The 23,990-nt window shown below is 57.2% G+C and carries 21 protein-coding genes, 1 pseudogene and 1 riboswitch; of the genes and pseudogenes, 9 read left to right on the forward strand and 13 right to left on the reverse strand.

Annotation, left to right across the window (positions count from 1 at the left end):
* Positions 1-82: 82 nt before the first annotated feature.
* The 3 genes from LDN04_RS00660 to LDN04_RS00670 form a co-directional block, all read right to left on the reverse strand.
* Complete coding sequence (locus LDN04_RS00660; RefSeq protein WP_223905330.1) at positions 83-1,465, reverse strand: hypothetical protein; 1,383 nt, start codon at positions 1,463-1,465, stop codon at positions 83-85.
* Between the two features lie 83 nt (positions 1,466-1,548).
* A complete protein-coding gene (locus tag LDN04_RS00665) occupies positions 1,549-3,789 on the reverse strand; it encodes a xanthine dehydrogenase family protein molybdopterin-binding subunit (protein ID WP_223905332.1) in 2,241 nt (746 codons plus the stop codon).
* Positions 3,786-4,247 (reverse strand): (2Fe-2S)-binding protein, encoded by a 462-nt coding sequence (locus tag LDN04_RS00670; protein ID WP_223905335.1) that lies wholly within the window; start codon positions 4,245-4,247, stop codon positions 3,786-3,788. Before LDN04_RS00670 ends, LDN04_RS00665 begins: the two co-directional genes overlap by 4 nt.
* Before the next feature lie 374 nt (positions 4,248-4,621).
* Here LDN04_RS00670 and LDN04_RS16915 point away from each other — a divergent pair.
* Positions 4,622-4,678, forward strand: a pseudogene (locus tag LDN04_RS16915) (hypothetical protein); the annotation flags it as partial.
* Between the two features lie 14 nt (positions 4,679-4,692).
* On the opposite strand, the gene LDN04_RS00680 reads toward LDN04_RS16915, so the two are convergent.
* Entirely contained in the window at positions 4,693-4,944 is a 252-nt protein-coding gene (locus LDN04_RS00680) for a hypothetical protein (RefSeq protein ID WP_223913410.1), read from the reverse strand.
* Between LDN04_RS00680 and LDN04_RS00685 the strand changes: the two genes are divergently transcribed.
* From LDN04_RS00685 to LDN04_RS00695, 3 genes are all read left to right on the forward strand, one after another.
* Positions 4,925-5,632, forward strand: coding sequence for a DUF2628 domain-containing protein (locus tag LDN04_RS00685; protein WP_223913314.1), 708 nt, complete (start codon positions 4,925-4,927; stop codon positions 5,630-5,632). The genes LDN04_RS00680 and LDN04_RS00685 overlap by 20 nt on opposite strands.
* Before the next feature lie 105 nt (positions 5,633-5,737).
* The gene (tcmP, locus tag LDN04_RS00690) at positions 5,738-6,556 is read left to right on the forward strand and encodes a three-Cys-motif partner protein TcmP (protein WP_223905337.1); all 819 of its coding nucleotides are present in this window, start codon (positions 5,738-5,740) and stop codon (positions 6,554-6,556) included.
* Positions 6,557-6,567: 11 nt separating this feature from the next.
* A complete protein-coding gene (locus tag LDN04_RS00695) occupies positions 6,568-7,302 on the forward strand; it encodes a DUF5131 family protein (RefSeq protein WP_223905339.1) in 735 nt (244 codons plus the stop codon).
* A 134-nt stretch (positions 7,303-7,436) separates the two neighbouring features.
* Here LDN04_RS00695 and LDN04_RS00700 read toward each other — a convergent pair whose 3' ends face one another.
* Positions 7,437-8,210, reverse strand: coding sequence for a hypothetical protein (locus tag LDN04_RS00700; RefSeq protein WP_223905342.1), 774 nt, complete (start codon positions 8,208-8,210; stop codon positions 7,437-7,439).
* A gap of 411 nt (positions 8,211-8,621) precedes the next feature.
* Between LDN04_RS00700 and LDN04_RS00705 the strand changes: the two genes are divergently transcribed.
* The gene (locus LDN04_RS00705) at positions 8,622-9,422 is read left to right on the forward strand and encodes a bifunctional 2-polyprenyl-6-hydroxyphenol methylase/3-demethylubiquinol 3-O-methyltransferase UbiG (protein WP_223905343.1); all 801 of its coding nucleotides are present in this window, start codon (positions 8,622-8,624) and stop codon (positions 9,420-9,422) included.
* Between the two features lie 2 nt (positions 9,423-9,424).
* On the opposite strand, the gene LDN04_RS00710 is transcribed toward LDN04_RS00705, so the two are convergent.
* A complete protein-coding gene (locus LDN04_RS00710; RefSeq protein ID WP_223905345.1) occupies positions 9,425-11,725 on the reverse strand; it encodes a Tex family protein in 2,301 nt (766 codons plus the stop codon).
* A 337-nt stretch (positions 11,726-12,062) separates the two neighbouring features.
* Between LDN04_RS00710 and LDN04_RS00715 the strand changes: the two genes are divergently transcribed.
* On the forward strand, positions 12,063-14,072 hold the full coding sequence (locus LDN04_RS00715; RefSeq protein WP_223905347.1) for a serine protease: 2,010 nt from the start codon (positions 12,063-12,065) through the stop codon (positions 14,070-14,072).
* A 167-nt stretch (positions 14,073-14,239) separates the two neighbouring features.
* Here the strand turns inward: LDN04_RS00715 and LDN04_RS00720 are convergent, their stop codons facing one another.
* From LDN04_RS00720 to LDN04_RS00730, 3 genes are all read right to left on the reverse strand, one after another.
* Positions 14,240-14,896, reverse strand: coding sequence for a hydrolase (locus LDN04_RS00720; protein WP_223905349.1), 657 nt, complete (start codon positions 14,894-14,896; stop codon positions 14,240-14,242).
* A 118-nt stretch (positions 14,897-15,014) separates the two neighbouring features.
* Positions 15,015-16,322 carry an ATP-binding protein gene (locus LDN04_RS00725; protein ID WP_223905351.1) on the reverse strand — a complete coding sequence of 436 codons (1,308 nt, stop codon included), beginning with the start codon at positions 16,320-16,322 and terminating at the stop codon, positions 15,015-15,017.
* Positions 16,323-16,364: 42 nt separating this feature from the next.
* Entirely contained in the window at positions 16,365-16,595 is a 231-nt protein-coding gene (locus LDN04_RS00730; protein ID WP_223905353.1) for a CV_2116 domain-containing protein, read from the reverse strand.
* Positions 16,596-16,729: 134 nt separating this feature from the next.
* A riboswitch (cyclic di-GMP riboswitch) is annotated at positions 16,730-16,806 on the reverse strand.
* A 187-nt stretch (positions 16,807-16,993) separates the two neighbouring features.
* On the opposite strand from LDN04_RS00730, the gene LDN04_RS00735 reads away from it, so the two are divergent.
* The 3 genes from LDN04_RS00735 to LDN04_RS00745 all read left to right on the forward strand — a co-directional run bounded on the left by LDN04_RS00735 (position 16,994) and on the right by LDN04_RS00745 (position 20,504).
* Positions 16,994-17,500: a hypothetical protein gene (locus LDN04_RS00735; protein ID WP_223905355.1), complete on the forward strand. Its 507-nt coding sequence runs from the start codon at positions 16,994-16,996 to the stop codon at positions 17,498-17,500.
* A gap of 72 nt (positions 17,501-17,572) precedes the next feature.
* A complete protein-coding gene (locus tag LDN04_RS00740) occupies positions 17,573-18,550 on the forward strand; it encodes a transglutaminase-like domain-containing protein (protein WP_223905357.1) in 978 nt (325 codons plus the stop codon).
* 82 nt (positions 18,551-18,632) lie between these two features.
* Positions 18,633-20,504 carry a patatin-like phospholipase family protein gene (locus LDN04_RS00745; protein WP_223905359.1) on the forward strand — a complete coding sequence of 624 codons (1,872 nt, stop codon included), beginning with the start codon at positions 18,633-18,635 and terminating at the stop codon, positions 20,502-20,504.
* A 51-nt stretch (positions 20,505-20,555) separates the two neighbouring features.
* Here the strand turns inward: LDN04_RS00745 and LDN04_RS00750 are convergent, their stop codons facing one another.
* Genes LDN04_RS00750 through ligD form a run of 4 tightly spaced genes read right to left on the reverse strand, consistent with a single transcriptional unit; the run spans position 20,556 to position 23,897 of the window.
* The gene (locus tag LDN04_RS00750) at positions 20,556-21,089 is read right to left on the reverse strand and encodes a response regulator (protein WP_223905361.1); all 534 of its coding nucleotides are present in this window, start codon (positions 21,087-21,089) and stop codon (positions 20,556-20,558) included.
* A 56-nt stretch (positions 21,090-21,145) separates the two neighbouring features.
* Positions 21,146-21,475, reverse strand: coding sequence for a cytochrome c3 family protein (locus tag LDN04_RS00755; protein ID WP_223905363.1), 330 nt, complete (start codon positions 21,473-21,475; stop codon positions 21,146-21,148).
* Positions 21,472-22,254, reverse strand: a complete 783-nt coding sequence (locus LDN04_RS00760) for a DUF72 domain-containing protein (RefSeq protein WP_223905365.1) — start codon at positions 22,252-22,254, stop codon at positions 21,472-21,474. Before LDN04_RS00760 ends, LDN04_RS00755 begins: the two co-directional genes overlap by 4 nt.
* Entirely contained in the window at positions 22,251-23,897 is a 1,647-nt protein-coding gene (gene ligD, locus LDN04_RS00765) for a non-homologous end-joining DNA ligase (protein ID WP_223905367.1), read from the reverse strand. The genes LDN04_RS00760 and ligD overlap by 4 nt, the downstream gene beginning before the upstream one ends.
* Between the last annotated feature and the right edge of the window lie 93 nt (positions 23,898-23,990).

A 23,990-nucleotide genomic window follows, 5' to 3' on the forward strand; every position in this document is an offset into this window, starting at 1 on the left:
AGATGGGGCGCGTACGGCTCTCAGCTTTGCGGCGGCGGTCGATGCTGACTGGCAGCGGGCCAGGAGACTCGAGATCAGCAGGTCAGAAAAAATAGTAGGCACAAAGGCGGACGGTGTTGTCGACGCCGCTCGCCCTGGCGCCGCTGACGCCGTTGACGTTGCCATACGTGGTCTCGATGTTCTGATATTCCGTGGCCAGCCGTATCGCGGCATTGAGGTCATAGGTAACGTTGGCATAGATCTGTCGCGACTGCCGCTGGTAATTGGCAATGCCGGCATAGTCGCCATTATTGAAGGCGTAGCGACTACCGTAGCCGGCGGTAACCCCCAGGTCCTGGATCGGGAAGAATTTCAACTGGCCGATGAAGGCCCAGTTCCTGGCCGGTTTCTGGTTGCCGGCGGCATCGAGCGTGTTGGAAGTACTCCCTTGCGTCCCCCCCGTCGGCGTCGTGCCGACAACAGACAGCGATGTGGCGCTGTTGTATGCGAGGTTCCCCGCCGTATACGCCTGCCCCTCGAATGCCAGGGTCATGGCCCGGTTTACCCCGTCCTTCGACCTGAGGAGGGGCGCAAAGGTATAGAGCCCATAGCCCCAGGAGGAGAGGCTTTTGTTGGCATTGCTCGGCGCCTTTTCGGTCCCGTAGAGGCCAAAAACCCCTACGGTCAGCGGATTCATCGTAAGGCTCATATAGCCGGGGGCAACCCCGAGCCCTTTGTTGATATAGAATATCTGGCCGGCATAGTTCACGCCCGGGCCGTACTGGCCGGTTACGGCACCCTGGTTATCGCCGGTCTGGTTCGGGTCCTGTACGGCAAAGACCAGCTTCAACTGTTGGTCGGCGGTGAAGTCCATCTTCTGGGTGAGCCTGATCTGCGGGACGCGCGAGTACGCCGCCCCCTGGGGGGAGGCAAGCCGGAAGTCCTCGGTGGAGGCGAGCATGGGGGCGAACATGTCCCAGTACTGGCCGAACAGCACCTGGGTCCGGGGCCAATCTATCGTGCCGTAGGCGTGGCGCAGCCGCGGCATCGGACTCTCGGCAGAGGCCGAGTTGTCGCCGTAGAAGTCGACCTCGAAAAAGGCACCGGTTCTGGAGCCGGCATACGATGGGCCATCCACCTTGAACCAGATGCGCGACTGTTTCAAGGAAAAGACCGACTGGTCCTGGTTGGCAAAGGTCGCCGAGTTGGTGCCCGTACCGCTGATGGCCTTCGAGGGGATCGCCCCGGAGACAGGAGTGATGACACCGTTGTTCCCGAGGTTGGTGGAGTTGTAGGCATAGTCAAGCTTGACATAGCCGCCGATGGAAAGGTTGAACTTGCTGAGCACCTGGTTGAACATCTTCCCGTAGACGCCGGGAGCCACCTCCGGGGACGGCTGGGCGTCGGTGTTGTAGACCGGCTCTGCGGCGAGGGCGGGGGCCGCTATGAAGAGGATCGCGATGGTCAATCCGAGAGACTTTTTCATTCTCTACCTCCTTGGTTGGCGTTCTGAACGGCCGCCGCCGGAATGCTCTCCGCGATCTTTCATCCCGGGGCGTCGCATCTGCGTCACGTGAGTTTGGTCTTATTGATCGGCAACTGGCGAATGCGCTTGCCGGTTATGGCAAACAGAGCGTTGCAAAGCGCCGGCGCGATAGGGGGAACCCCCGGCTCGCCCACGCCGGTCGGCAGGCCGTCGCTCGGCACGATGTGCACATGCGTCTCCTTGGGAGCCTCGCCGATCCGTGCCACCGGGTAGTCGTCGAAATTGGACTGCTGGATCCGGCCCTGGGCCGCCGTGATTTCGCCCATCAAAGCCAGGCTGGCGCCGAACACCGCCGCCCCTTCGAACTGCGCCCGCACCCGTTCCGGATGCACCACCCGCCCCGCATCCACCGCCACGTCCACACGCGGGATGCTGATTCGCCCCTGCTCGTCCATCTGGACATCCACAACCACCGCCAGGTAACTGAAGAAACTCCTGTGCGCGGCAAACCCCAGCGCGCGCCCCTTTTCCGGCTTCCTCTTCGCCCAGCCGGACTTCTCCGCCACCACTTCGATCACCCGCCGCAGACGCCCCGTTTCCCAAGGGTACTGGTCGAGCGGTTTCCCATAGTTCGCGTATTTCGTCCCCTCGGCCTTGAAATCGATGGTGCGTGGCCGGCCCAGCACATCGAGGAAATACTCGATCCGGTCACGGCCCGCCGCCGCGGCAAGCTCGTCGATGAACGACTGGACCGCGAAGGCATGGTAGATGTTGGCCACCGACCGGAGCCAGCCGACGCGCACGTGGCTCTGCGCAGGCCCGTTCTCAGCGCGCAGGTTGGGGATGTCGAACGGCACGTCCACCCACCCCTGGGCCAGCTCGCCGTCCCCGCCATAGCGCACCGAGTCGTCGAAAGTCGACGGGATTGGCGGGAAGGCGCACCGCTGCAACCAGGCCGTTGGCCGTCCCTGGGCGTCCGTCGCCGCCTTCAGGTACATCGCGGACACCGTATGGTAATAGTCGTGGCGGATATCGTCCTCGCGGCTCCAGGTGACGTGCACCGGCTTCCCGACCTTCTTCGACAGGAGCGCCGCCTCAACCACGTAATCGGGCTTGGACTTCCGGCCGAAGCCGCCGCCGAGGAGCGTCACGTGGCAGATTACGTCCTGCTTGGCGATCCCCACCGCCTTGGCCACCGCATCCTGCACGGCCTGCGGGTTCTGGGTCGCTGCCCAGGCCGTTACCTTGCCGTTTTTATATTCGGCCACCGCCGCCGGCGGTTCCATCGTGGCATGGGCGAGGTGAGGGACGTAGTACTCCGCCTCGCGGATCGTACCCCCCCTGGCAAATACGGCATCCACATCGCCGATTGAGCGCACCACCTTCTGCGGCCGGCGCACGGTCTCCAGGAGCGTCGTCCTGAAGGATTCCGATTCGTAGCCGGCATTGGCACCCGGCTCCCAGGCGACTTTCAGCTTCTGCCGCCCCCGCAGCGCCGCCCAGCTGCTGGTGGCAATCACCGCAATCCCGCCAAGCGCCTGGAACCCGTAGGGGGGCTGGGCCGCCTCGATCGTCACCGTCCGCAACACTCCCTTGACCTTGCGCGCCTCCTTGTCGTCGTACGATGTCAGTCTGCCGCCGAGGACCGGCGACCGCTCGATCGATGCGTACACCATTCCCGGCATCCGGGCGTCGATGCCGTAGATGCCCTTCCCCGTGCAGATATCGTCGAAGTCGACGATCGGCACCCCTTTGCCGATATAGCGGAAATCGGCCGGCGTTTTGAAGCGCAACTCATCCTTACCGGGGATCGGCTGCTTTGCGGCCCGGACTACCAGTTCGCCAAAACCGACGGTTCGACCGCCGGCATGTACGACCTGATGGTTGCGCGCCCGGCATTCAGCGGCCGGCACTCCCCACGTGGCCGCGGCCGCGCGTTCCAGCATGAGCCGTGCCGTCGCACCCGCCTGGCGCAGGGGGGCATAGAAATCGCGGATCGATTTCGAGCCGTCGGTGTTCTGGTCGCCATACTTCGGATCGCCGATTGCCTGCACGACCCGGACCCGCGCCCAGTCCGCGTCGAGTTCGTCGGCCGCCACCATCGGCAGGGCGGTGCGGATCCCGGTCCCCATCTCCGAACGATGGGCGACGATGATCACCGTGCCGTCCGGCTCGATCCCCAGGTAGACGCCGGGGTACCACTCCTCCGCTGCCAGCGCATCGAGCGCCTTGCCCGGGAATACCCGGGCGCAAAGGATCAGCGCCCCGGCCGAAAACGCCGTCTTGAGAAAACCGCGGCGACTGATACGGAGCACGTAGCTCATGATTTCACCCCCGCAGCCTGCTTTATCCCCTCGCGGATACGCTCATAGGTTCCGCACCGGCAGATATTTCCCTGCATGGCATCGTCGATCTCCTGGTCCGTCGGCTTCGGCTTTTCCTTGAGCAGCGCCGCCCCCTGCATGAGCTGGCCGCTCTGGCAGTAGCCGCACTGCGGCACGCTTAACTCCTTCCAGGCCTTCTGCAGAGGATGATCCCCCTTGGCGCTCAACCCTTCGATGGTGACAATTTTCTTCCCCGCCACGCTCTTCATGGACGTGATGCAGCTGCGCACGGCCTCTCCGTCGAGGTGCACCGTGCAGGCTCCGCAGAGCCCCTTGCCGCAGCCGAACTTCGTGCCGGTCAGGTGCAGTTCGTCGCGGAGATACCATAACAGCGGCATGTCGGGATTGCCGGAGTAGGAACGCGCAACACCATTGACCTTGAATGCGATCTTTTTCATAGAGCCCGCCTTTCCAGAATAAGAAGTATTTAATCGTGCAGCCTTCCAAAGTTTAATTCGCAAACAAGAAGTGTCAAATCACGTTGCGGGGGAGAACTAGTACCTATCCACTGCGATTCCGTCGATTCACACTATATCCTTCACACTTCATCCTTGACGCTGCCGTCTCTGTGGGTGTATGTACATGAGCAATCTTTTATGGAGTGCCCGGGAGGGGTTATGGGAGGCCGGTATGCAGGGCATAGAGCCGCTTGATCAGCGTGAAAGCCGTTGAAGCGGCTTTCACGCTGGGATGGAGCTGATTGGCATCCCGGAAGGCTGGTTTGGGTGTGATTTATGTGGTGTTAATACGGTGAATAGAGGAGGCAGAAGGCATGGATTTCACCTGTCCGAATTGTAAGCTGGCAGGACACATCGATGACGCAAAGTTACCGGAGCAGGGTCTCTACGCTGCCTGCCCCAAATGCAAGGAACGGTTTCTCGTAAAAAGGGAACCGGCACCGGAGCAGCCCCGGGAGCAGCCGAAACCGGTCTCTCCAGCCGCCAGCTCCACAGCGGATGTCCGAACGGCTTTACGCCAGGCAGCGGCGGAGAGGACCGTCCGGCAGCCGCGCACGGAGAGACCATCGGCCGGACGAAGTGCCAGGGCGGCAGCTTCGGCTGCCACCGACGATGATATGAGAACCTTCGTCGGCAAGAATGCCGACAAATATCTGCGAAAGTTCGAGAACTTCACCTCGGGCGGGGATGACGGTTTTGCCGTGACCTGGCACTGGCCGGCCTTCTTCGTTCCCTTCTGGTGGCTGGTGTACAGAAAACAGTACATGTGGGCTCTCCTTGCCTTTTTCATCTCGTTCATTCCCTATGTCGGCCTGCTCTCCATGGTCGCCTTCGGTCTGACGGGGAACTACATTTACTACATCTACACAAAGAAAAAACTGAATGAGATAAACTCGATGCCTTCGGAGATGGGCAGGGCTGTCGAGATAGCCCGTGCCGGGGGGGTGAACAATGTTGCCCTCGTACTGGTGCCACTGATCGGAATAGCCCTTCTGGGGATAATAGCCGCCATTGCGATACCGCAATTTGCCGCGTACAGGACGAAGAGTTTCAATGCAGCCGCGCTTTCCGAGCTGAAAAACGCCAGGACGTGCGTCGACACCTATTATGCCGAGCACAAAGTGTATCCCGACAGTCTGGAACAGGCGAACTTCAGGAAAACGCAGGATATAGACGTGCATTTCAATGACGTCGCAACGGATAAATACACTCTCGTTGCGATGCACCCGAAAGGCGACAAGGAATTTGCCGCCAAGTCGGATGTGCCGGATTTGTTGTGCAGGTCGAACAAGAATAAGGATAGTGAATTTGTGCCGCTAAAGTGATGGGGCGGAAAGATAACTAAAGAACTGTCATTGGCGGCATGAGGCAAGGGCGCAATTGGCTACTTGGAAACCTCAACAAATAACTATCCTCGTACGAGGGCGATCATGGAATTTTATCTACCGGAAATAGGCTCATGGGGTGAAGAAAAATACCGCCTCGTTCGTAACTACGCCCAGATGTTTGCGACGTCCATGAAGGATAAGTGGCAGTGTCGGGTTTACATCGATTTGTTTTCGGGGGCGGGACGCGCGAAAATCAAGGATACCGGTAAAATTGTCGATGGCTCACCGCTTATTGCACTAAGTATCGAAGACCCTTTTGACAGATATATCTTCTGTGAGAAGGATGCGACGAACCTCGATGCGTTATCCAAAAGGGTCAAGGTCCACTATCCTTCGTTGGATAGCCATTTCGTCCATGGCGACGCCAACGATTCCGTTGACGAAATACTCTCCCTGATCCCCCAACATTCCACCTCATACAAGGTGCTCGGTTTCTGCTTCGTGGATCCTTACAAGAGCGACAATCTCAAATTCAATACGCTGCAGCGACTTTCGGCTAAATACATGGATTTTCTGGTGCTCATCCCGACCGGAATGGATGTGCGACGTAATGTGTCGTATTACATGAAGTATAATAGCAAACAAATCGAAGAGTTTACCGGCCGACCGAAATGGCGGGATGAATGGCCAGCGGCGGAAATGAATGGAGAAAATTTCGGCCTCTTTTTTATCAAGCAGTTCTGTACTTCCATGGCAGATATCGGCTATAAATACACAACTGCAGAAGCCTCGGTTGAAATCCGGTCGACCGAAAAGAATTTACCTCTGTATCGACTGGCATTTTTCAGCAAACATTCTCTGGGACACAAGTTCTGGGGCGAGGTGAAGAAATATAGCACGCCGCAGCTAGACCTGTTTTGAAGGGAAATAATATGTCGAAGTCAGCAATAGAGTGGACTGGATCAACGTGGAATCCGGTTACTGGCTGCATCAAGATAAGCCCCGGCTGCAAACATTGCTACGCAGAACGGATGGCGAAGCGCCTGCAGGCGATGGGACAGAAGAATTACCTCACAGGCTTCGAGTTGGCTTTGCACCCTCATGCACTTGAACTTCCCCTTACATGGAAGAAACCACAGACCATCTTTGTGAACTCCATGAGCGACCTTTTTCTGGATGACGTGCCGGCAGAATTCATACAGAAGGTCTTTGATGTGATGCGACGGGCGCATTGGCACACCTTCCAGATTCTGACAAAGCGATCGGAAAGGCTGGCCGGACTTAGTTCGGAACTGCCATGGGCAAAGAATATCTGGATGGGAGTCAGTGTAGAGAACAATGACTACACGTACCGTGTCGATCACCTGCGGTCGACTGGGGCTCCTGTAAAGTTCCTCTCCATGGAGCCGCTGCTTGGGCCAACTCCTGACCTCAATCTCCAAGACATTGACTGGGTTATCGTGGGGGGCGAGTCCGGTCCCGGAGCTCGTACAATGAAAGAGGAGTGGGTTGTCGGGATAAGGGGGAAATGCCTGAGAGCGAACGTCCCATTCTTTTTCAAACAGTGGGGCGGAGTTCGTAAAAAGAAAGCCGGCAGGGAGCTGCAGGGCAAGACATGGGATCAGATGCCGAGAGTTCTACAAAATCTGAGGACGGTTCAGTTGTAAGAACTTTTCTATAGGGGCATGTATTAACATAATTTCCATCTACTACTTTTTCTTGAACAACTCCCCAAATACAACCTCTCCGACCACGCCAGCCCTTCCTCCGTCACTTAATAGAACTCCCCCTCACCCCGTAATCAACCGCTTCCGCGCCCGTGTCGCAGAGTCCGGGCAAGAATTTCCGCTGCGAGGTCGAGGTTTGTCCCCATGTTCTGCACAGGGCCGAGTGTACGTACCTGTCCAGCACGGTTGAGCAGGCGATCGTCATACATGGCACCGGGGCTGAGCCGGCGCAGCTCGCTGATCAGATAGGCAAAGTTCAGCTCCCGTGACAACTTCATGGCTGAACCGAATCCGTCGTAAGTCAGATTGTCCTGACCGAAGAGTATGGGCGGCCGGTTGTCCGCATAGAGGTAGAGGACCTTCCTTGTCTCTTCGCTGGTCACTTCTTCCTGGCGCTCTACTTTAGTCTTCATCGGAATCCCGCCGGAGAGAACGGTTTTCCCGATACTGAACTTGCGTTCGACAACGGTAGTTGTCTCGGTATGGCTGGTGACGCTCGTGCACGGCAGGAGCAGCTCCATGTCTTCATAGGGAATTTCGGCGGCGATCCCGTCGCTCTTTTCGATGTGCAGTGCATACGTTCCCGGCACAAACCGGCGCACAATGAAAAAACCGGTCCTGCTACGCACTGCCGTGGCATCAAGGACCAGCGCCGCGATTCCCCCCTGACGCAGTTTGTCTGCCAGTGCCATGGCATGCTGCGGGTCGGCGAAACTTGCCACCACCGACGGCCCGCCTCCAATCATCCGCTGCCGTGCTTCGAAAACCATGACGCCGAGCGCAGCGGCAAGCATTTGGACAAGTTCAGGCGTTTCTTCCTTCCAGCCATGGATAACGACGACATGCATAAAAACCTCCTGTGGCATTCCCGTACAATTTCCGGCAGGGCCAACTTAGAACTTGTCCGTACATAACTTTATCAGGGATTGCGTCCGGATTTATGGCAGATTTGACCGGCTTGATTGAGCAAAACCACGGGCGTAGCCGGGTCTACGTCGAGGATTTTGCGATTGAAAGCCGGGCAAAGATGCCGTGAAGACGGAATGCAAGGATGGAAAGCTTATGTGCGGATAAGTTCTTACTCTACTCTACCCGTCTGCGCGACAAAATCCAGGACAAAGTAGAGCTGCTTGCCGGCGTTTGTCGTTGCGGGAATGGGCCTTTTCGTTTTAGGATGTGTTATTGCCGTTGGACTAGTACGAGTGCAGACAGTGTTCAACTGCCGAATATAGGGTAATAGTCCCGGGAGAACACAACAGGTGTACGATTTCAGCCGTTGCAAATTGTGTGCAACAAACGCCGCCAGGCCGACGTACAAACTGAAGAAAACGACGGTGTATGCGTGCGCCGCGTGCGGCTTTCACTTCATCGACCACCTGGACAGCATGCCGTCCGAGACCCCGGGCGACACCAGGTCGGCACTCGACCAGAAGGCGTGGGACTATATCGAAGGAATGCTCCCGGCCAACGGAAAACAGCTCCGGAAAAACCTGCACCTCGTCAAACGCCATCTTTCGCTGTCGGGGTCGCATTGCCTCGACATCGGCGCAGGCGCCGGACTGTTTGCCCATCTCCTTGCCGAAGCGGGGGCTTCAGTCCATGGCATCGAACCGCAAGGGATCTTCCGGGAGTTCGCCCAGCGGAAATTCGGCATCGAGCTGAACGGTGAGACCATCGATGACCGGCACTGGCAGGAGGGTTACGCCGGTTTTTTCGATGTGGTCACCATCTGGGACGTTCTCGAGCATGTCAACTTTCCCGCCGAGACCCTGCGCAGCGCCTATAACGTCATCAAGCCGGGAGGCTGGCTGTTTCTCGACACCCCCCGCCGGGACGCGCTTTTTTACCGGGTCGGCGAATGGTCCTATCGCGCCAGTGGCGGCGCTAACCCCCTCTTTCTCGAATCCCTCTATTCCCCCCTCCCCTTTCGCCACAAGCAGATGTTCACCCTCCGGCAGCTGCTGCAGCTCGTGGAATCCATCGGCTTCTCCGTCGTCCGCGTCCATTCCTCCCTGCTCCCGCCGCACAACAAGATCGTGCTCGTCTGCCGGAAACCATAGGGTCACTTCCGCTTCACCCTGAATCCCGCCCGCTCCAAGGCGCCCAGGTCCAATCCCCCCTTCGATTCCGCCGCCTTCTCCTTCTTCTCTCCTGCCTCTTTCGGCGGCAACCGACGTTCCTTCTGCGCCGCCCCACCCGGCTCGGCCTCCTTGATGGAGAGGGCGATGCGCTTGCGCTGCACATCGGCCGAAAGCACCTTCACCTTCACCACATCCCCCACCCGCACCGCATCGTTGGGATCCTTGATGAAGCGGCTGGCCAGATGGCTCACATGCACCAGCCCGTCCTGGTGCACCCCGATGTCCACGAAGGCCCCGAACGCGGTCACGTTGGTCACCACCCCCTGGAGAATCATCCCTTCCATCAGGTCGCCGATCTCGCGGATGTCGTCGCGGAATGAGGCGGTCTCGAACCGTTTGCGCGGGTCGCGCCCCGGTTTCTTCAGTTCGGCAACGATGTCGCGCAGGGTCGGCAGCCCCACCTGGTCGGTGACGTAGCGCTTGAGGTCTATCTTCCCCGCCAGCGCAGGGTCGCCGGTCAGCTGTTCCAGGGTCACCCCCAGGTCGGCTGCCATGGCCTCCACCACGGCATAGCGTTCGGGGTGCACGGCGCTGTTGTCCAGCGGGTGCGTGCCGCCGCGAATGCGGAGAAAACCCGCCGCCTGCTCGAACGCCTTGGCCCCGAAGCGCGGCACCTTGAGCAGGGACTTCCGGGTGGGGAAGGTGCCCTGCTCGTTGCGGTGGGCGACGATGGACTTGGCCAGGGACTGCCCCAGGCCGGAGACGTAGGACAGCAGCGCCCACGAGGCGGTGTTGAGATCGACCCCCACGTAGTTGACGCACGACTCCACCACGTCGTCCAGCGCCTTCTTCAGCATGGCCTGGTTGACGTCGTGCTGGTACTGGCCGACGCCGATGCTCTTGGGATCGAGCTTGACCAGTTCGGCCAACGGGTCCTGCAACCGGCGGGCGATGGAGATCGCCCCGCGCACGGTCAGGTCCAGGTCGGGAAACTCCTCGCGGGCGATATCCGATGCCGAATAGACGCTGGCCCCGGCCTCGCTCACCATCACCACCGGCACGTTCTTACCCGCCCCGGCCAGGGTCTCCCTGGCGAACAGCTCCATCTCGCGGCCGGCCGTGCCGTTGCCTATGGCGACCATCTCGATGGCGTGGGCGTCCAGGAGCCCCAAGAACTCCTTTTTCGCCTGGGGGACACGCGCCTCGCCCGTATGGGGATAGATGGTAACATGCTCCAGGAAGCGCCCCGTGGCGTCCACGGCCGCCAGCTTGGAGCCGGTGCGCAGGCCGGGGTCGATCCCCAGCACCCGCTTTCCTCCCGCAGGCGGAGCCAGGAGCAGGTTGCGCAGGTTCTGGGCGAAGATCCCGATGGCGGCTTCGTCGGCCAGGTCCCTGGCCTGGAGCCGCAGCTCCCCCTCGATGGAGACTGAGATCAGCCGCTTGTAGGCGTCCTCTGCCACCCCCTCCAGCAACGACCTGAAGATACTCTCCTTCTTCACCAGGCGGCATTTCAGCCCGGCAAGGATCTCCTCCACCGGCGCCAGGAGGGAGAGGAACAGCACCTCCTCCTTCTCCCCCCGGCGCATGGCCAGCATCCGGTGGGAAGGGACGCTCTTCAGCGGCTCCTGGTAATCGTAGTACATCTCGAACTTGGTCACCTGGTCGCGCTTGTCGCCGGCCACCCTGGAGGAGAACACCCCCTGCTCCCAGGTGAGTCGCCGGACCATGGCGCGGGCGTCCGCATCGTCCGACAGCCGCTCGGCCAGGATATGCCCGGCCCCCTCCAGGGCCGCCGCGGCGTCGGGGACATCCTGCTCCGGGGCCACGAAGGGAGCGGCCGCCTCCTCCGGCGTGCCGCTGGCAAGCTCCTGGGCGGCGATCAGGTCAGCCAGGGGCTCCAGCCCCCGCTCGCGGGCGATGGTGGCCTTGGTGCGGCGTTTGGGCTTGTAGGGGAGATACAGGTCTTCCAGTTCGGTCTTCAGGCGGGTCGCCTCGATCCGGGCGCGCAGTTCAGGGGTCAGCTTTCCCTGCTCCCCGATGGTGGCGATGATCGTGCCCTTTCGCTCCTCCAGCTCGCTGAAGTATCCGTAGCGCTCCTCGATGGTGCGGATCTGTACCTCGTCCAACTCGCCGGTCTGCTCCTTGCGGTAGCGGGCGATGAAGGGGACCGTGGAGCCCTCGCGCAGCAAAGCCACGGTCTGCTGCACCTGGAAGGGCTTGAGCCCTGTTTCGTCGATGATGGAGGTGATGATGGTGGCCAGTTGCCCGTTGCTGATGCTCATTGTCGCTCCTGTGGGTGTGTCGTCCCGGTCTGTACCGGGGGGAGCATACTACAGCAGGTAGATAATGGGAAGGGGGTTCGCTCTCCGCGCTAAACTCCTTGACGCTACAGCCTCTACGGGTGTATGTACGTTGGTAATAATTTACGGAGTGCCCGGGAGGGGCGATGGGATACCGAATTGCAGGTTCATAGAGCCGCTTGGTCAGTGTAGGTGCTGATGGAGCGGCTTTTATCGTATCTGGTCCACGAGAACGGCTCAAACGTGGGCCAAGCCCTCCATTCGAGAAAATAATCTACGGTTGGCTTGCAGTGGCCCGCCGACATCAGAGGAGGTTTCAGTGAACAGAACTACATGGCGGTCAGCCCTGGCCTTTGTCCTCACGGCCGCAGCCCTCGCCACCTTTCCGGCCATGGGGATGGCCGAGCAGGTGCTGGACGGAAAGATCGTAGCACTCGTCAACAAGGCAACGTTCGAAGTGGTCGTCCCCAAACCGGCCAAGGATTCCCTGAGCTACGAGAAACCCCTTCCCCTGGACCTCCTTCCCTATGCCGAGAGGAAAGACAAGTACTACTCCATTGGCACAGCCTTTGCCATCGCTCCCGACCGGTTCGTGTCGGCGGACCATGTGATGAGCCTCGGCCAAAAAAGCCTGTTCAAGGAGTATTTCCTGCGGGACAAGGAAGGAAACGTCTACGCCGTTGACAAGATATACAAGTACTCGGACAGAAAGGACTTCGTCCTCTTCTCACTCAAAGAGGGAAAGGCTTCCTCCTTTCTGAAGGTGAACACCCATCCGAAGCTGAACGAAACGGTGTATGCCGTCGGGAATGCCCTCGGAGAGGGGATCGTGATTCGCGACGGTCTCTATACCTCCGACACGCCGGAAGATGAGGATGGAGAGTGGAAATGGATGCGCTTTTCCGCCGCGGCCTCCCCGGGCAACAGCGGCGGCCCCCTTCTGGACAAGGAGGGGCAAGTCGTCGGTGTCGTCCTGCGGAAGTCTGCAAATGAAAACCTCAACATCGCTCTCCCCATCGCCGAGGTTGTCAACGCAAAGGAAAACCTGGCCACCGTCCATAAGAAGCTGAAGTATTTCATCGACAACATGGATATGACCAAGATGGACACCCTCAAGGCGGAATTAACCCTCCCCAAGAGCTACCAGGAGCTGAACCGGCAGCTGATCGACACGGTGAACCCCTTTTCTGCCAAACTCCTACAGTCCCTCCTCGCCGAAAACCGGGACACCATATTCCCCAACGGCAAGGGGTCGGCCATCCTGTTCCAGAAGAACCTCACCGCCCACTTTCCCAACCTGATCGTCCAAGGGGATGACGGCAATTGGGGCCTTTATTCACCAAAGGAGACCTCCCGCTCCGAACTTGGCACAAACGGGTATCTCGTCTACGGCACGCTGGGGAACTCCTTCTACATGAGCCTCAAAAAACCGGATGACCTCCCCCTGGAGTCCCTCTATAAGGACTCAAAGGCCTTCATGGACCTCGTCCTCAAGGGGGTCAGTGTAACGAGACAGATCGGCCCGGAGAAGGTCAAGGTAACCTCCCTCGGGAAGGCTGATACGGAATACACCCATCGCGACTCCTATGGGAGGAAGTGGCTGGTGAGAAGCTGGCCGCTGGAATACAGCGACGAGAGGATTGTCGCCTTTTCCCTTCCCGTCCCCGGTGGCTGCATCAGCATGATGCGGCGCGGACAGTCCGGACTTGTGGAAGATGGACACACCCTCGATCTGAAGGTACTCGCCGATTTCGTCTACGTCTCCTATTACGGGAACCTCAAACAGTGGCGTGAGTTCCTGGCTGCCAAGGAGTATCTTCCCGAACTTTTTTCCACCATCGACATCGACTTCGCCTATGATAAATTCTTTCGCTACACGTCCAAGAGGGTCTCTCTTTCTTACACGCCGGATGTCATGCATATCACGGAGAGGAGCGATCTGAAGCTGAACCTGGGGTTCTTTCCCGAGAAGGGGAAAACCGTCTGGGATGTCATCAGTGTCTGCCCGGGCGACGACAAGAGTACCAATACCTGCTTTCTCGTCAACAGGAACAGACGGCCTCCCGAAGAGCTGAGCGATGCCTACAGAGGCGACTGGGAAAATCTGGTGAATGCCAGGATGCCGTACAACAAGGTCTCGTTCTTTCAAGACAAAATGACGACCATAGCCATGCCTTACACCAGGGGGATCGACCTGAAAAAGCTGGATTCCGCCAATGTGCTGTACGACGTGGTGCATCTGAAAGACGGCAATGTCGAGCAAAAAGACATGGAGAAAGAGATCGACAGATTTGCGGAAGGGGTGAAGGTTTACGAGGAGATACGCTAGCCGGCGCACAATCGAAAGGGGTCAGGTCCACGTTCTTCTGGTCTGAACATGTGGGCCTGCCCCCTTGAGTTCCCGTCATGTGACAAAATAAGTCGTGCGAAATTCCCGCTTCACACGACTCACCATCAACAGCTTCTGCAATTGTTCACTGAGTTGATGGTCCCCTCCTACGCAGCCCGTTTGGCACCTTCGCCATGCCCGCCGAGAAACTCCTTCACGAACCGGACTTCGATGCCGTACGGCGAGTGCGCCTTGAGTATATCCATGCACCCTTCGTAGGTCGCGCTCCGTCCCCAATCCTGCTGGAGTTCGAAGAGAAACTGCAGCGATGTGATCGGCACCGCTCCTGCCTGAACAAGCCGCGCTACTGCCCTTTCGTGGGCTTCCACGCTGATGTCGCCGCAGGCGTCGGTGGGGACGTAGACCTCATAGCCTGCCGCGAGAAGGTCGAGCGTCGGGAAGAGCACGCAGGCTTCGGTCCAGAGCCCCGCCACGACGATTTTCTTCTTACCGGTCTTTTCGATCGCCCCCCTGAAATTCCGGTCGAGCCAGGCATTAATGGAAGTCCGGTCGATGGGAGCCCTGCCGGGGAAGATGCCGGTGACCTCGGATATCATCGCGCCGCTGAAGCTATCGGCGGCAACGGTCGAGAGGATTGCCGGCACCTTGAAGAGTCGGGCCGCCTTGGCGATTATCTGGACGTTCTGCACTATTGTGGTCCTATCGTGAGAGTTGACGCCCGAGAACATCGCCGGCTGGTAGTCTATCAGAGCCAGGGCACTATTGTCCGGGGTCAACATGCCGTGAAGATTTTTGCTTGTCATGACTAGTTCCTCCTTTCCACAGGGAACTCGCTTCCCTTCCCTGTATACCTGGTTACATTATACTGCGACCGCCCCCACATAACAATGTAATTACAAATGAGTATCAACATCAAAATCACTATACCTGCAAGGTGAAGTAGAAAGTCGCTCCCCGACCCGGCTCTCCCTCTCCCCACGTCTCCCCGCCGTGGCGCTGGATAATGCGCTGCACCGTGGCGAGGCCAATGCCGGTCCCGGGAAACTCCTTGGCATTCTGGAGCCGTTGAAAGGGCTTGAACAGCTGGTCAGCGTCCTTCATCTCAAAACCCATCCCGTTGTCGCGGATAAAGAACGCTTTCTTGCCATTATGCTCGACCACCCCGAACTCTACCCGAGTATCGGGAACCTTGCGGGTGTATTTCAACGCATTGCCGAGCAGGTTCTCGATGGCGATCTTCAACAAATGCGAGTCACATTCGGCAACCAGTTCGGGCGCAATGACGAAATCCACAACCCTCTCAGGTTCGGTCAGCAGCAGGTCAGCTGCGATGCTACGAACCATCTCGCTGAGGTCTACCATCTCCCGCCGGATTTCACGCTGGATTAACCGTGACAGAACCAGCATGTCGTTGACCAGTTCCTCCATATCCTGATTCGCTTCATCGATTATTTTGACAAGATAACGGCCACTTTCATCCAGCGTTGCATGATAACTTTCCCGGAGGATCTGGGCAGCCGAGGAGCTGCGTGTAAGGTAGTTGCGCATGTCATGGGTAAGCGAATAACTGAAAGACTCCAGTTCCCGGTTGGTGACCGACAGCTCCCGCGCCTTGCGCTCCAGCTCTTCCTCAAAATCCTTATGGTTGGTGATGTCCCTGACGATACAGACTATACCTTTGCCGTCCATTTTCGAGAGCGAGATTTCCTGGGGGAATACGCTTCCGTGCCGTTTCCTGCCAACTGCCTCACCGCGCCATTCGCCCTTCTTGAAAATCACGGGGAAAATTTCTTCTTCGAATCTCCGTATTTCATCGTCACCATAAAAAAAACTCCACGATTTGCCCATGAGTTCCGTGTGAGAAGCATACCCGTGAAGCTTGGCGTGAGAACTGTTCACGTAGACGCATTCACGGTTAGTGTTGAGAATGGCAATACCGTCAATGGAGGCATCCATGCCGGCCTGATACTTCTCGAGCGCCTCTTCCAGGCGTCTACGCTTGAGCAAAAGATTCAATACGTACGCGACAAAGAGGAACAGTACGCTCAAGAAGGCCAAACGTACGGCGATTTCTCGGGAACCGGGTAAAAATATCTGCCGGTATACGGTCTCTCCATTCACTGACGCATCGATGATACCGTCGAGAAGATAGGATAGGGCCACAAAGCCGAGACCAATGAAGACTATGCGCCGTTGATCGCTTTTCGGAAGGGTGTCTCTTCTCGCCATAAAACGGTCCTGAACCCGGTAAATTTATGATCTTCGCTATACTCAGAGAATATCGTCTACCGTAAAGCCATCGACGTCACCGTCAATAATCTTTTTCCCTAAATTGATACAATGGAAGACGGCTTCACCCTTGGTGCCAAAGGAATAGGTTGTTTCAAAAGATTTTACCCGTGCCCCGTGCCTGATCGATAGATTGACCGTCCAGACATCATCCGCTAGAGATAATGCAGGCACTGGACAAATAGTAAATCCCCTGTATTCATAAAAGTGCATTGCCATTCCCCCGCTATGGGCAAAGAAACTCGCACTAAGACCACCCCCCATCGGTTAAGCACCGTTACGGGGTCATCGCTCCCCTTCACCTTTCCCCAATAAAAAAAGCCGGGTTGCCGAATATCGTATGATATTTCGGCAACCCGGCTGTCTCCTGGAGACCCTTTAGGCTTTCCGTCCTATCCTCGCGGATAGTTTAGTATTTTCGTCTATCGGCTGCTGTGATTTTTCCAATAATAAGAATACAATGATTCTCTTATCAAAGAATTGAGATGTCGTCAATCAAAATTAAAGGGAAGACCCGTTACCCGATCCCTGGGTATGGCGTTGTCTTGACAGCCGGCTTTTCCCCTTTAAGATTGGAAAGTACCTATATTCTTGGAAAAGGGGGTTGCATCATGAAGACTTTGCGATTGCATGTTGCGGCAGCATCGATAGCAGCGGTTCTGGCAGCAGGGGTCTGCACTGCCGCCGAGCACCCGGGAACGGAGGTGGACAAACCGAACGCGGAACATCCGGGGAAAGCGGTTGAAAAGACCACGGGGGAACATCCGAGCAAGCCGGTCACCGCCAAATTTATCAAGAAATCGATCAAGGAGCACGTAAAAGCCCAGTCCAAGGCGACCGGCGGCATCTTCATGATCCATGACGATAAGCTCAACAAAGAGTGGAAATTGAAGCTCGACAAGATTCACGATCCGGTCCGGATGTTCGAGAAGGACGGGAAAATGACCTACTTCACCTGCAGCGATTTCAAATCCACCGAAGGGAAAGATGTTCTCGACATAGACTTCTGGATGGTTCTCAAGGGAGACAAGCTGGAGGTGACCGACACCAAGATCCACAAGGTGAACGGCGAACCCCGCTACACCTATGAAGGGACCGAACTAAAGGAAATCAAGTAACCGGAGCAGAGATGGCTCCCGGCTCACAAAGCCCCCGCAACCGGGGGCTTTTTTTCACTGACAGGAGTGGGTATGCGCGGGCACCGATATGTCTTTTTGCTGATCATTTCGCTGACGGTCTTGAACGCCCTGGCGCACGGGGCAGCGGCGGCAGAACCGACGAAGCGGCATTTTTTCTTCTCGTACAAGGTCAGGCTGGGCGATGTTCCGGCCGGCGCGTTGAGGCTATGGATTCCCGTCGCCCCGAACAATGGGGAGCAGACGGTGCGGCTCGCCAAGGTAAGCTCGCCTGTTCCGCTGACCCCGGAGAAGGAGGACGAATACGGCAATTCCCTGCTGTTCGGGAGCGTCAAGGCCCCTGCAAAAGAAGTGGAAATCGAACTGTTGTATGACGTGACCCGTCGCGAGACCCAAGGGGACCTGACCGGGAGCGGCACGACTGGTTCTGTGCCAAGGGAAGAGCTGGCCCGTTTCCTGATGCCGGACCGCCTGGTCCCCCTGAACGAGAGAATCCGAAAACTGGCGGCAGAGGTGACCGCGGGGAGAGCCACTCCCCTGGCAAAAGCCCGGGCCATCTACGACTATACCGTGGACAACCTTTCCTATGACAAGAGCGGAACCGGCTGGGGAAGGGGTGATATCGATTACGTCTGTGACTTGAAACGGGGCAACTGCACCGACTTTCATTCCCTGTTCATAGGTCTTTGCCGGGCAAGCGGCATCCCCGCCCGGTTCATCATCGGCTTCCCCCTCCCCGAAGGGACAAGAGAGGGGCGTATCGGGGGGTACCACTGCTGGGCCGAGTTTTACCTGGAAGGGAAAGGCTGGGTCCCTGCGGATGCCTCGGAGGCGAGCAAGGACAAGACAAGGAAGGAGTATTACTTCGGCAACCTCTGCGAAAATCGGGTCGAGTTCACCCGGGGACGCGATATCCTGCTCAAACCACCCCAGCAGGAAGACAGACTCAACTACTTCATCTACCCCTATGCCGAGCTGGACGGGAAACCGTACGACAAGATGGAGTGGAGCTTTTCGTTCCGGGAGATATGACGGGAAGCATCGGAACAACACCCCGGAAATATCCGGGTAGCAGGGATTGGATATCGGGAACATCTGAGTAAAAGGAGCGGAGATGAGGATAATCAGCCAAGCGGCGGCCATGGCGATACTGTTTTGCCTGGCAAGCGGCTGCGCAACGGTACACCACGAGAGAGAAGGGAATATATCCGGAATCTTCGGGAACTGCTCTTCTGCCTGTAGATCCAGCAAAGAAGCGCGTAGTGATCTGTATCGGAAAAACCAGGAAATTCTCGGGAGGAAATATAAGGAAGAGCGCAGTTATCTTGCCAGAAAATACCCCCATGACGTCGGGACAAAAGGCGCAGAACCGAGGATAGGGTTGGCCCTTTCCGGTGGCGGGCCACGGTCGGCCTCCTTTACCATGGGTGTCCTGAAGGCCCTTGATGAAAAGGGAGTCATGGACAGGCTCGATGTAATTTCCTCCGTGTCGGGCGGCTCCTACGCAATGTACTGGTATTTTTCGCAAAACTGCTACCTGAACACCGCCAACAACGAGGATTATTGCCCTCTGAACGACGAAATAACGTCAGATGAAATGGCCCGATTACTAGCCCAAAGAAAAACCTTTGACCGAAAGGGCCTGTTCGCGTCCAAGGAACATAATCTCAACGATCCTAAGATTCTGGATGAATACCGGTTCCAGATAAGCCTGGAAGAGAGATCCGACATTCTTACCAGTCTCAAGGAACAGGGGACATGGGGAAAACTCCTTGGATACGGCGAGGTGGCGTACAAGGGGAGCGTCTACTCCCTCTCGCTGCCGTTTCATTGGATATTCAACGGTCTGTTCGACATGAACATGAACCTGAATCCTTCCCGCTGGTACTATCAGAACGGAATCGAACGGACCTACGGGTATGTTCCGCTCAGCTACGACCTTGAGAAGTTCGCCAACAACGAAAAGGTGCTGTTTCAGCGCAAGGCGGTTGCCCGGCAGGTAAAGTTCTCCCAGTTGCGCGACTACGTGTCGAACCCGAACAAGAAATATCCGATGCCATACTTCATCATCAACTCCACGGGTGGGTACGACAGGGGGTATGATGTCTTCGGCGACGGCAAATACAGGCAGATGCACAAAGCAATCTTCGAATTCACCCCCTGGCTCTGCGGATCAGACCTTTTTGGTTACCGGGAGGCCGAGGAGTGCGAAAAGGAGGTCAGTTTCTCCCGCGCCATCTCGATATCAGGCGCTGCGGTGGACGGCCAGCAGGAAGCGATCGACCTTGCCGGTGTCGGAATCGGCGAGTCAAAGGCTACCTCGACGGCGATGAACATATTCAATCTGGATCTTGGGTACAGGATTTCAAATCCCAATACAAACCCGGTTGTCAGGTTCCTGCATTGGCTTACGCCGTTTCCGCTTTACTTCGTCGCTGATTTGATCCAGGGAGATAGGACAAGCGGCATACGTCTGAGCGACGGCGGCCATTCGGATAACCTTGGGGTCTTCTCGCTGGTGCGGCGCGGGACAAAGAAGATCATCGCCGTCGATGCGGAACAGGACCAGAAAAGTGTGTTCGAGGCTGCTCACCGGCTCGGGGTGCAGCTCGAAAAAGAACTCGGCCTCAAGCTCAGCTTTGACAAACCGGATAAGGTTATCGACGTGTACAACACGCCGTTGTCCCAAGCGGTCATCAGGGGGAAGATATCCGGCATGGTTGACGAAAACGGCGACGATGCCCCTATAGAACTGATCTACATCAAGCTCTCCCTGGACCGTCAACTCGTGAAGGTGGGCGATCAGGGGTACCCGTTCAGCATCATAAAGTACCAGGAGAAGGATCCTCTATTCCCCCACGATCCGACCTTCGACCTCTTCTATAGCCCGGAGCAGTACAAGGCCTACCGCGACCTGGGGTACATGCTCGGAAACAGTTACGAAAAGTATGGGGAGTTCATGCAGGAAAAACCGGAGAGCAGATAAAGGTGGGCAGGTCTACATTCTTCAAATTATAACTGTTGGGGGCATGACCCCCTAAGTTCCTTCGGAGGGCAGAGAGGTGAAGGTCGCCATGCCGCCGGACATCTGTGCAAAGATATTCCCGATCACCTGCAAGCTCTTCTCGAAGTCAATCGGCTTGGAGATATGGCAATCCATGCCGGCGGCAAGACACCTCTCCTCGTCCTCCTTGCGGGCGTGGGCGGTCATGGCGACAATGGGGGTGTGGCCGCCGCGCTCCCCCTCCTTCTTCCGGATGGCGCGGGTCGCCGCAAAGCCGTCGAGCCGCGGCATCTGGACATCCATCAGCACGAGATCATACCCCCCCTTCTCCCACAATTCGACCGCCTTCAGGCCATCCTCGGCAAAATCGAGATCGTAGTTCATCCACGTCAGCATCAGCCCGAGAACATCGCGGATCGCCGGATCGTCCTCGGCAAGAAGGATACGCGGGACCCGCCCCTTCATCCCGATGTCGGGAAAGGGGCGGGCCTCATTCAACGGGGTGTTTTCGTGGGGGACCCGGGATGGTTCCTTGTCGCAGAGAGCAGGAGCTGGTTGCTTTTTCATGGATGCCATCTTAGCAGCAGTGACGGAAATCACCAAAAACTTTGCGCACTGATTCTTTATGTGCCCGCAGGCTTGTGGTGACAGCGCGTACAGTTATCTTTGATCATGAAGGCTTTCTTCCCATCATGGCATCTCCCGCAATACTTGCCGGCATACAGGTCGTTCATGGTTATTTTTACGGTCCCCTGTTTCATCTTGGGGAAAACTTCCGGATTGTGGCAGTCGGAACAGGTCAATCCGGCGTTCTTGTGCGCTGTCCCGTCGAACAGTACCGTACCCATCGGGCTTCCCTTGAACTCCAGCGTCTTGCCTGGCCCGACTGCGAGGGCATAACCGCTCGCCATAACCGTCAGAATCAAGCTTATTGCCGTTATCTGTTTTTTCATGATGAGACCTCCTTCTTGTGGTGAGTTTTGGGCGCCCCTTTTTCATTCAAGTATCCTTCATTTCTCGGGTTCCCTATCCTTGAAGCGGCGAGCGCCCGGAAACGTGCCGCAATTTCGGGCCCCTTGGCCTCGTCTTCGTGCTTGAAAAATACGAAAGCCCTCTCCCATTGTTGGGCAAGTATTCGTTCCAGCCAGTGGGACAGGTCGGCATCCGTATAATCGGAACGGCGCAAGCGCAGGTACCCCCAGGGCGCCGTGCTGATGATCTCCGTTGCCGGTTTTTCGTCGGTATCCGCGGTGCACAGGTTGCAGCCCCGTTCCCGGAGTAGGTCAAGGATGTCGTCTTTGAACCAGGTCTTGCTCCGGAACTCGAACGCGCAGGACATGTTGCCGGGGATCAGGGTGAGAAATTCCTCCAGCGCAGGGCGGTTCGCGCGAAAACTCCCGGGAAACTGGAACAGGGCCGGTCCCAGCTTCTTCTCCAGGACCGACAGCGTCTTGAAGAAGTATTTGGTCTCCTCGCCGACATTTTTCAACAGCTTCAGATGAGTTATGACCTGGGGGGCCTTGAGTGCGAAGGAAAAATCTTCAGGGACCTGTTCCGCCCAGGACGCGAGCCCCGCCACCGTGGGCATGTGATAAAACGTATAATTGATCTCCACCGCATCGAAGCGCTCCCCGTAGAAGTGCAGCATTTCCTTGGGCGAGATTTTTTCAGGATAGAACCGCCCTTTCCATTCCTTGTACCCATACCCACTCGTCCCCACATGGATGTTCATGCCTGTGCTCCTTCACTGCCGCTTTCGCGCGCCACTTCACGGGCGGATTTATCCTCCCGCAGCCGCAGGAAGACCGGATGCCTCATGACGGCGTCTTCGGTCCAGCCGGACAGGGCGACCTCGCAGACGAGTTCCGGCTTTACCCAGGTAACCGGTGCATTGGTCTCCGGCTGCACGCGGAATGGGCATTCCTGTTGGGTCAGGAGATCCAGCCTTGCGCGGATGTCCTGCAACTCCTTCCCCCCGAATCCGCCCCCCGCATGACCGATGTAGATCAACTCGTCCCCTTCGAACACCCCCAGGACAAGGGTGCCGAAATATTTTCTCCCCCCTCTCGGTTCCGTGAACCCTGCAATCACCCCCTCCTGGGTGAGCTTTGTCTTCACCTTCAGCCACTGCCGGCTCCTTCTCCCCATCTGGTACACGCTTTGGGAATGCTTGGCAATTATCCCCTCGAGCCCCTTCTCTCTTACGACATGGAAAAACAGGACCCCCTCTTTCCCGTGGTGATCGCTGAATCGTATATTCGGTGAAGACGGGAGAATCTTTTTCAGGAGTTCCTTTCTTCCGATCAGGGGGAGGTTCGTCAGGTCATGCCCCTGAAAATACAGGAGATCGAAGACGTAGTAGAGCAGGTGACCGTTCCCGGATTTCTGGTAATTTTGCAACAGCTGGAAATCAGGATATCCCCGATCGTCCACGACAACGATTTCGCCGTCCAGAACGGCCTCGAATCTGAACTTGCGCAGCGACTCCACGATGGGGGAAAACTTCTGGTTCAACGAGATCAGGTTTCGGGAAAAAAGAGCGGCATCTCCGTCCCGGATCTCGGCAACGGCCCGATAGCCATCCCATTTCATTTCAAAGATCCAGTCCGGATGGTCGAACGGTTCTCTGGCCAGGGTCGCCAGCATCGGTTTTATGCGGTGCGGCATGGGTGTTACCGGCGCATCCCGCAGGACTTCACTTTCCAGTGCTTCGTGGTGCCGGATCTGGTTTATTTTTTGTTGCCGGAACGACTTCTGCACGCCGGCTTCGAGCATCTCCTCCAACGTTTTATGGGACTCGATCGAACGGTTCTCCTTGAGAATATCCCCTGTGCGTGCATACCGATCTTTTTTCTTCAACAGCAGCCACGACTTCCCGTCCTTCCCCGTTTTGACCAGGGCGAATTCACCCTGGAGCTTTTCCCCTTCGAGAACGAACTTCAAGTCCCCTTTTCTTAATCCCTCCAGAAGAAGTTTTTCGCTTTCGCTTTCATCTGCAGTTGAGGGATGACGATAAAAGCCCCGGTCCCAGATGATAACGCTTCCCGCGCCGTAATTCCCCGCCGGGATGACGCCTTCGAAGTTCTTGTAATCAAGCGGGTGGTCTTCAACCATGATTGCCAGCCTTTTCTGGGAAGGGTCCAGTGCAGGACCTTTCGGGACGGCCCAGCTCTTGAGAACCCCTTCCAGTTCCAGCCTGAGATCGTAATGAAGAGCCCGGGCCGCATGTTTATGCACGACGAACACGAGACGGTGCCCCCCCTGAAGAACGGCCGGTTTCGGTTCGGGGGTTTTCTCGAATTTTCGTTTTGATGCGTAGTCCTTCAATCCCATCGTGGAAATCCATCCCTTGTAACCACAGGAACTTCTAGCCACCTCTGTGTCCTGGCGAAAACCTAAAGACATCACTCATGCGACGGCGCAACGACGCGACGTAAAACATATTAAAGTCTTTCGTTGCGTCGTCGC

The organism is Geobacter sp. AOG1 (genome assembly GCF_019972315.1).
Taxonomy (GTDB): Bacteria; Desulfobacterota; Desulfuromonadia; order Geobacterales; family Geobacteraceae; genus Geomobilimonas.

Bases quoted from the DNA above. Each gene is read 5' to 3' on its own strand.
- LDN04_RS00695 (WP_223905339.1), top strand. From the start codon at position 6,568: ATGTCGAAGTCAGCAATAGAGTGGACTGGATCAACGTGGAATCCGGTT.
- LDN04_RS00750 (WP_223905361.1), bottom strand. From the start codon at position 21,089: ATGAAAAAGCAACCAGCTCCTGCTCTCTGCGACAAGGAACCATCCCGG.
- LDN04_RS00745 (WP_223905359.1), top strand. From the start codon at position 18,633: ATGAGGATAATCAGCCAAGCGGCGGCCATGGCGATACTGTTTTGCCTG.
- LDN04_RS00685 (WP_223913314.1), top strand. From the start codon at position 4,925: ATGAGAACCTTCGTCGGCAAGAATGCCGACAAATATCTGCGAAAGTTC.
- LDN04_RS00710 (WP_223905345.1), bottom strand. From the start codon at position 11,725: ATGAGCATCAGCAACGGGCAACTGGCCACCATCATCACCTCCATCATC.
- LDN04_RS00735 (WP_223905355.1), top strand. From the start codon at position 16,994: ATGAAGACTTTGCGATTGCATGTTGCGGCAGCATCGATAGCAGCGGTT.
- LDN04_RS00760 (WP_223905365.1), bottom strand. From the start codon at position 22,254: ATGAACATCCATGTGGGGACGAGTGGGTATGGGTACAAGGAATGGAAA.
- LDN04_RS00700 (WP_223905342.1), bottom strand. From the start codon at position 8,210: ATGCATGTCGTCGTTATCCATGGCTGGAAGGAAGAAACGCCTGAACTT.
- LDN04_RS00665 (WP_223905332.1), bottom strand. From the start codon at position 3,789: ATGAGCTACGTGCTCCGTATCAGTCGCCGCGGTTTTCTCAAGACGGCG.
- LDN04_RS00740 (WP_223905357.1), top strand. From the start codon at position 17,573: ATGCGCGGGCACCGATATGTCTTTTTGCTGATCATTTCGCTGACGGTC.
- LDN04_RS00660 (WP_223905330.1), bottom strand. From the start codon at position 1,465: ATGAAAAAGTCTCTCGGATTGACCATCGCGATCCTCTTCATAGCGGCC.
- LDN04_RS00720 (WP_223905349.1), bottom strand. From the start codon at position 14,896: ATGACAAGCAAAAATCTTCACGGCATGTTGACCCCGGACAATAGTGCC.
- tcmP (WP_223905337.1), top strand. From the start codon at position 5,738: ATGGAATTTTATCTACCGGAAATAGGCTCATGGGGTGAAGAAAAATAC.
- LDN04_RS00725 (WP_223905351.1), bottom strand. From the start codon at position 16,322: ATGGCGAGAAGAGACACCCTTCCGAAAAGCGATCAACGGCGCATAGTC.
- LDN04_RS00730 (WP_223905353.1), bottom strand. From the start codon at position 16,595: ATGCACTTTTATGAATACAGGGGATTTACTATTTGTCCAGTGCCTGCA.
- LDN04_RS00755 (WP_223905363.1), bottom strand. From the start codon at position 21,475: ATGAAAAAACAGATAACGGCAATAAGCTTGATTCTGACGGTTATGGCG.
- LDN04_RS00670 (WP_223905335.1), bottom strand. From the start codon at position 4,247: ATGAAAAAGATCGCATTCAAGGTCAATGGTGTTGCGCGTTCCTACTCC.